Source organism: Pseudomonas sp. 31 R 17, assembly GCF_900004915.1.
Taxonomy (GTDB): Bacteria; Pseudomonadota; Gammaproteobacteria; order Pseudomonadales; family Pseudomonadaceae; genus Aquipseudomonas; species Aquipseudomonas orientalis_A.
Genome location: NZ_CVTN01000062.1, coordinates 269,017 through 275,265, shown reverse-complemented (window position 1 = coordinate 275,265; position 6,249 = coordinate 269,017). Strand labels below are relative to the sequence as shown.

Genomic DNA, 6,249 nt, shown 5'->3' with positions numbered 1-6,249 from the left:
TGAACTGAAGCGACCTGCTGTCGAAAACTGCTTAACTCATTGTTTACCAAAAAGTTTTCCGTTTCGACTGCGCCGGAAGTGGGGCGAATTATAGAGAGATATAATTCGCCGTCAACCCCTAAGTAGAGACTTATTCGGATTTGAGCGTAATACGCGCAAATGCCTTCTTCCCCGCCTGGCAAACGTGGGTAGCGCCCAGCTCGTATATAAAGGTGCGATCGACCACTTCACCATCTATACGCACACCACCCGAACCGAGCAGGTCACGCGCCACCGCAGAGTTCTTCACCAAGCCTGCCTTATTAAGGACTGCCGCGATCGGCATCGCCTCAGCCGCAGTCAATTCGATCTCCGGCAGGTCGTCCGGCAACTCGCCATCCTTCATGCGATTGCCCGCGGCACGGTGAGCGTTGGCCGCAGCCTCTTCACCATGGAAGCGCGCCACGATCTCTTCGGCCAGTTTGATCTTCACATCACGCGGGTTGGCACCCGCCTCCACATCAGCACGCAACGCGTTGATTTCATCCATCGAGCGAAAGCTCAGCAATTCGAAGTAACGCCACATCAACGAATCCGGAATGGAAACCAGCTTGCCGTACATCACGCCCGGCGCTTCCTGGATACCCACATAGTTACCCAGGGACTTGGACATCTTCTTGACGCCGTCCAACCCCTCCAGCAACGGCATGGTCAGAATGCACTGCGCTTCCTGCCCATAGGCGCGCTGCAGCTCACGCCCCATCAGCAGGTTGAACTTCTGATCCGTCCCGCCCAGCTCAACATCCGCACGCAAAGCCACCGAGTCATACCCCTGGACCAACGGGTAAAGAAACTCATGGATCGCGATCGGCTGATTGGTGGAGTAACGCTTGTCGAAGTCATCACGCTCAAGCATGCGTGCGACGGTGTACTGCGACGTCAGGCGAATGAAATCCGCCGGCCCCATCTGGTCCATCCAGGTGGAGTTGAAGGCCACCTCGGTTTTGGCCGGATCAAGGATTTTGAACACTTGGGTCTTGTAGGTCTCGGCATTGTCGAGAACCTGCTCGCGCGTCAGCGGTGGGCGCGTTGCGCTCTTGCCGCTCGGGTCGCCGATCATCCCGGTGAAGTCACCAATAAGGAAGATGACCTGATGCCCCAAGTCCTGGAACTGACGCAGCTTATTAATAAGCACGGTATGGCCAAGGTGCAGGTCCGGCGCGGTAGGGTCAAAGCCTGCCTTAATACGCAGGGGCTGGCCACGCTTGAGCTTCTCTATCAGCTCGGCCTCGACCAACAGTTCTTCCGCACCACGTTTTATCAGCGCTAGCTGCTCTTCAACCGACTTCATAACAGACCCGCAAGGCTCAGATTCAAAAGGGAACCAACCATACAAGATCAGGGACTAATTACAAGTTTTGCCCTGTGAACGGACACCCTTTCGCAAGCCCAGCGTTCGCGAGCTTGCGCCACAGATGATTTGGTTATATTTTATACAGTTATTTCATCTTCATCATGTCATTCATCTTTTCCATTTCATCTTCAAAGTCAAAATACTTATGACCACTGAACCGTCTAAAGCGCCGCCGCTTTACCCGAAGACCCACCTGCTCGCCGCAAGTGGTATCGCCGCCCTTCTCAGCCTGGCACTCCTGGTATTCCCTTCCAGTGACGTAGAAGCCAAACGAACATCCCTAAGCCTTGACCTGGAAAGTCCTGTTGAGCAACTGACACAAGATCAAGACGCTTCCGACGCGCAACAAGCCACAAATACCCCGACCGAGTCTCCGTTCGCGCAGATTGAAGACACCCCGCAAGAGACTCAAAACGCCGTCCAGGACAAGCCCGCAGCCGTCACGCCCAAGAACGCCCAGCATCGCGAAGTGATCGTGAGCAAAGGTGACACACTGTCAACACTGTTCGAAAAGGTCGGATTGCCCGCCGCCACCGTCAATGACGTCCTCGCCACCGATAAGCAAGCCAAGCAGTTCACCCAGCTCAAACATGGCCAGAAGCTTGAATTCGAACTGACGCCCGACGGCCAACTGAATAACCTGCACACCAATATCAGCGACCTGGAAAGCATCAGCCTGAGCAAAAGCGCCAAGGGTTTTGCCTTCAATCGCATCACCACCAAGCCGGTCATGCGTTCTGCCTACGTACATGGCGTGATCAACAGCTCGCTGTCGCAATCCGCCGCCCGTGCAGGCCTGTCCCACAGCATGACCATGGACATGGCCAGCGTGTTTGGCTACGACATCGACTTCGCCCAGGACATACGCCAGGGTGATGAATTCGATGTGATCTACGAACAGAAAGTCGCCAATGGCAAAGTAGTCGGCACCGGCAATATTCTCTCTGCGCGCTTCACAAACCGCGGCAAGACCTACACCGCCGTGCGCTACACCAACAAACAGGGCAACAGCAGCTACTACACGGCTGACGGCAACAGCATGCGCAAGGCGTTCATCCGTACACCGGTGGACTTCGCCCGTATTAGCTCGCGTTTCTCCATGGGTCGCAAGCATCCAATTCTGAACAAAATCCGCGCCCACAAAGGTGTCGACTACGCCGCTCCGCGTGGCACGCCAATCAAGGCAGCCGGCGACGGCAAGGTCCTGTTGGCCGGGCGTCGCGGTGGTTACGGCAACACGGTGATCATCCAGCACGGCAATACCTACCGCACGCTGTATGGCCACATGCAAGGGTTCGCCAAGGGCGTGAAAACCGGTGGAAACGTGAAGCAGGGCCAAGTGATCGGTTATATCGGCACGACTGGCCTGTCCACCGGGCCGCACTTGCACTATGAGTTCCAGGTCAACGGTGTCCACGTTGATCCACTGGGCCAAAAGCTGCCGATGGCCGACCCCATTGCCAAGGCAGAGCGCGCGCGCTTCATGCAGCAAAGCCAGCCGTTGATGGCCCGCATGGATCAGGAACGCTCCACCCTGCTGGCTTCGGCGAAGCGCTAAGGTATGCCGCGCTATATAGGTGTGATGTCCGGGACCAGCCTCGATGGCCTGGACATCGCCCTCATCGAGCAGGATTCGACGCTCAGCCTGATCGCCACCCACTACATCCCCATGCCTGCCACGCTGCGCGCCGAGCTGCTCAGCCTGTGCGCCAGCGGGCCGGATGAAATTGCCCGCTCGGCCATCGCCCAGCAGTCCTGGGTAACACTCGCCGCCCAAGGCATCCACGCCTTGCTGGCCCGGCAAAACCTCACCCCTCATGACATCCGCGCGATTGGCAGCCATGGGCAGACCATCCGCCATGAACCCGCCCGGGGCTTTACGGTACAGATAGGCAATCCGGCATTGCTCGCCGAGCTGACGGGCATCACGGTGGTCAGCGACTTCCGCAGCCGCGACGTCGCCGCAGGTGGCCAGGGCGCGCCCTTGGTACCGGCCTTTCACGAGGCGCTGTTCGGTGAACGTGTCGGCAACCGTGCCGTGCTGAATGTCGGTGGCTTCAGCAACCTGAGCCTGATAGAAACCGGCAAACCTGTATCGGGCTTTGACTGCGGCCCGGGCAATGTCTTGCTGGACGCGTGGATTGATCATCAACGCGGCGAGCCGTTTGATCGTGACGGGCAATGGGCAGCCAGTGGCAAGGTTCAGCCGCCGTTACTCAACACGCTGCTCAGCGATGCTTTTTTCGCGACCAAAGGGCCGAAAAGTACCGGAAGAGAAGTGTTCAACCTGGACTGGCTGCAGCACCATCTCGGCGGGTTGCCGGCGTTTCTTCCCGAGGATGTGCAAGCCACATTGCTCGAGCTGACCGCCCTGACCATCGTCGAATCCCTGCAAAGCGCTCAACACCAGACCGACACTCTGCTGGTCTGCGGCGGTGGCGCCCATAACGGGACACTGATGAATCGACTGACTGCACTGCTACCGTCCACCCAGGTCAGTAGCACAGCCACCTATGGCGTAGACCCGGACTGGGTGGAAGCCATGGCCTTCGCCTGGCTGGCCCATTGCTGCCTGGAAGGCATCGCCGCGAACCGCCCGAGCGTCACCGGTGCTCGCGGGCTGCGGGTGCTGGGCGCGATCTACCCCGCCTGATCCCCAGACAGCACAACGCCGCTTGGCTAATCAAAGCCAAGCGGCGTTTTTTATCCGTGCACGTTCTTTATCCGTGCAGGTCAGGCGTTCGATCAGATCGAGAACGAAGACCCGCAACCACAGGTAGTCGTGGCGTTGGGGTTCTTGATCACGAAACGCGACCCTTCCAGCCCTTCCTGATAATCCACTTCAGCTCCCGCCAGGTACTGGAAGCTCATCGGATCCACGACCAGGCTCACGCCCTCGCGCTCAACGATGGTGTCATCGTCGGCCACATCTTCATCGAAGGTAAAACCGTACTGAAACCCTGAACAACCGCCGCCCGTAACAAATACGCGCAGCTTCAAGCGATCATTACCCTCTTCATCGACCAGGCTCTTCACCTTGTGCGCAGCACCGTGGGTGAATTGCAAAGCCGTGGGGGTGAAGGATTCAACGCTCATGCTGATAATCTCCCGGCGTAGCGCCGTCATATGCGTAATAGCGAGCATTATCCGCTTCTCCTAGAAAAGCGGTCAACTATTATGCGGGGCAGCGGCAAGCTTCAAGCCTTAAGCTACACGCTTGCCGCTGACAACTTGAAGCTTGCCGCTGCTTTTAAGGCAGCATCCCTGCGTGGGACAGGCCGAGCTTCTCATCCAGGCCAAACAGGATGTTCATATTCTGCACCGCCTGGCCCGACGCACCCTTGACCAGGTTGTCGATCACCGACAGCACCACCACCAGGTCGCCGTCCTGCGGACGATGTACTGCAATCCGGCACACGTTGGCGCCGCGCACACTGCGGGTTTCCGGATGGCTGCCCGCCGGCATCACGTCGACGAACGGCTCATTGGCATAACGCTTTTCGAACAATGCCTGCAGGTCAACCGACCGATCGACAACCGTCGCGTACAACGTGGAGTGAATGCCACGGATCATCGGCGTCAGGTGCGGCACGAAGGTCAGGCCCACCTCCTTACCCGCAGCGCGACGCAGCCCCTGACGGATCTCAGGCAAATGACGATGCCCTTTGACCGCATACGCCTTCATGCTTTCCGACGTCTCGGAATACAGCGAACCTACCGCAGCACCGCGACCGGCGCCGCTGACACCGGACTTGCAGTCCGCGATCAAACGCGAGGCGTCCGCCAGGCCTGCTTCCAGCAACGGCAGGAAACCCAACTGAGTCGCCGTCGGATAGCAACCCGGCACCGCAATCAGGCGGGCCTGCCTGATCTGCTCACGATTGACTTCCGGCAAGCCGTACACCGCTTCTTCCAGCAACTCTGGTGCGCCGTGAGGCTGGCCGTACCATTTGGCCCACTCATCGGCATCCTGCAGGCGGAAGTCGGCGGACAGATCGATCACCTTGGTGCCCGCCGCCAACAGTTCACCGGCCAATGCATGCGCGACCCCGTGAGGCGTGGCGAAGAACACCACGTCACAGGCACCCAGTGTCTTGATGTCCGGCACGCTGAAGGCCAGGCCGTCGTAGTGGCCTCGCAGGTTCGGGTACATATCGGCCACGGCCAGGCCCGCCTCGGAGCGTGAAGTGATGACCACCACCTCAGCCTGCGGATGCTGAGCCAACAGACGCAGCAATTCGACACCGGTGTAACCCGTGCCGCCGACGATACCGACCTTGACCATAAACCTGCCCTCAACGAACCACTGGAAAGCCGTCGATAATAGGGGCCGTATCGTCCTGCGACAACCGCCAACGTGACGTACGGGCGCTTGAGCTACTACTATCTTCGCTACCGTGAACCTGGGAATAACTAAAAATGCTTTATCTATGGGTCAAAGCCTTCCATATCGTCAGCATCGTCTGCTGGTTTGCCGGGCTGTTCTACCTGCCACGCCTGTTTGTCTACCACGCCCAAAGCGAGGACACCGTCAGCAAAGAGCGCTTCAGCGTCATGGAGCGCAAGCTGTACCGCGGCATCATGGGCCCGGCGATGATCGCCACGCTGGTCTTCGGCATCTGGTTGCTGGTGCTCAACCCCGGTATTTTCCAATCGGGCGCGTGGATCCACGCCAAGCTCACCCTGGTCGTCCTGTTGATCGGCTATCACCACATGTGCGGCGCGCAGGTAAAGCGCTTCGCCCGTGGTGAAAACAACCGCAGCCATGTCTTTTATCGCTGGTTCAATGAAGTGCCGGTCCTGATATTGCTGGCAATCGTAATTCTGGTCGTGGTCAAACCGTTTTAACTTCAATT

Annotated in this window: 6 protein-coding genes; 3 read left to right on the top strand and 3 right to left on the bottom strand. The window is 58.4% G+C overall.

Annotated elements, in window-relative coordinates:
- Window positions 1-130 precede the first annotated feature (130 nt).
- The gene (gene tyrS, locus BFP89_RS11200; protein ID WP_065885537.1) at window positions 131-1,330 is read right to left on the bottom strand and encodes a tyrosine--tRNA ligase; all 1,200 of its coding nucleotides are present in this window, start codon (window positions 1,328-1,330) and stop codon (window positions 131-133) included.
- A gap of 208 nt (window positions 1,331-1,538) precedes the next feature.
- Here tyrS and BFP89_RS11195 point away from each other — a divergent pair, with 208 nt between their 5' ends.
- Window positions 1,539-2,951, top strand: coding sequence for a peptidoglycan DD-metalloendopeptidase family protein (locus tag BFP89_RS11195; protein WP_065885536.1), 1,413 nt, complete (start codon window positions 1,539-1,541; stop codon window positions 2,949-2,951).
- A gap of 3 nt (window positions 2,952-2,954) precedes the next feature.
- Window positions 2,955-4,046 carry an anhydro-N-acetylmuramic acid kinase gene (locus tag BFP89_RS11190; protein ID WP_065885535.1) on the top strand — a complete coding sequence of 364 codons (1,092 nt, stop codon included), beginning with the start codon at window positions 2,955-2,957 and terminating at the stop codon, window positions 4,044-4,046.
- Between the two features lie 92 nt (window positions 4,047-4,138).
- On the opposite strand, the gene erpA is transcribed toward BFP89_RS11190, so the two are convergent.
- Both erpA and argC read right to left on the bottom strand, forming a co-directional pair.
- The gene (gene erpA / locus BFP89_RS11185; RefSeq protein ID WP_003176443.1) at window positions 4,139-4,489 is read right to left on the bottom strand and encodes an iron-sulfur cluster insertion protein ErpA; all 351 of its coding nucleotides are present in this window, start codon (window positions 4,487-4,489) and stop codon (window positions 4,139-4,141) included.
- A gap of 154 nt (window positions 4,490-4,643) precedes the next feature.
- Window positions 4,644-5,678 carry an N-acetyl-gamma-glutamyl-phosphate reductase gene (gene argC / locus BFP89_RS11180; RefSeq protein WP_065885534.1) on the bottom strand — a complete coding sequence of 345 codons (1,035 nt, stop codon included), beginning with the start codon at window positions 5,676-5,678 and terminating at the stop codon, window positions 4,644-4,646.
- A gap of 134 nt (window positions 5,679-5,812) precedes the next feature.
- On the opposite strand from argC, the gene hemJ reads away from it, so the two are divergent.
- Entirely contained in the window at window positions 5,813-6,241 is a 429-nt protein-coding gene (hemJ, locus tag BFP89_RS11175; protein ID WP_065885533.1) for a protoporphyrinogen oxidase HemJ, read from the top strand.
- The last annotated feature ends 8 nt before the right edge of the window (window positions 6,242-6,249 follow it).

Excerpts from the sequence above, each read along its gene's own strand:
- hemJ (WP_065885533.1), top strand. The coding sequence starts at position 5,813 with ATGCTTTATCTATGGGTCAAAGCCTTCCATATCGTCAGCATCGTCTGC.
- argC (WP_065885534.1), bottom strand. The coding sequence starts at position 5,678 with ATGGTCAAGGTCGGTATCGTCGGCGGCACGGGTTACACCGGTGTCGAA.
- erpA (WP_003176443.1), bottom strand. The coding sequence starts at position 4,489 with ATGAGCGTTGAATCCTTCACCCCCACGGCTTTGCAATTCACCCACGGT.
- tyrS (WP_065885537.1), bottom strand. The coding sequence starts at position 1,330 with ATGAAGTCGGTTGAAGAGCAGCTAGCGCTGATAAAACGTGGTGCGGAA.
- BFP89_RS11195 (WP_065885536.1), top strand. The coding sequence starts at position 1,539 with ATGACCACTGAACCGTCTAAAGCGCCGCCGCTTTACCCGAAGACCCAC.
- BFP89_RS11190 (WP_065885535.1), top strand. The coding sequence starts at position 2,955 with ATGCCGCGCTATATAGGTGTGATGTCCGGGACCAGCCTCGATGGCCTG.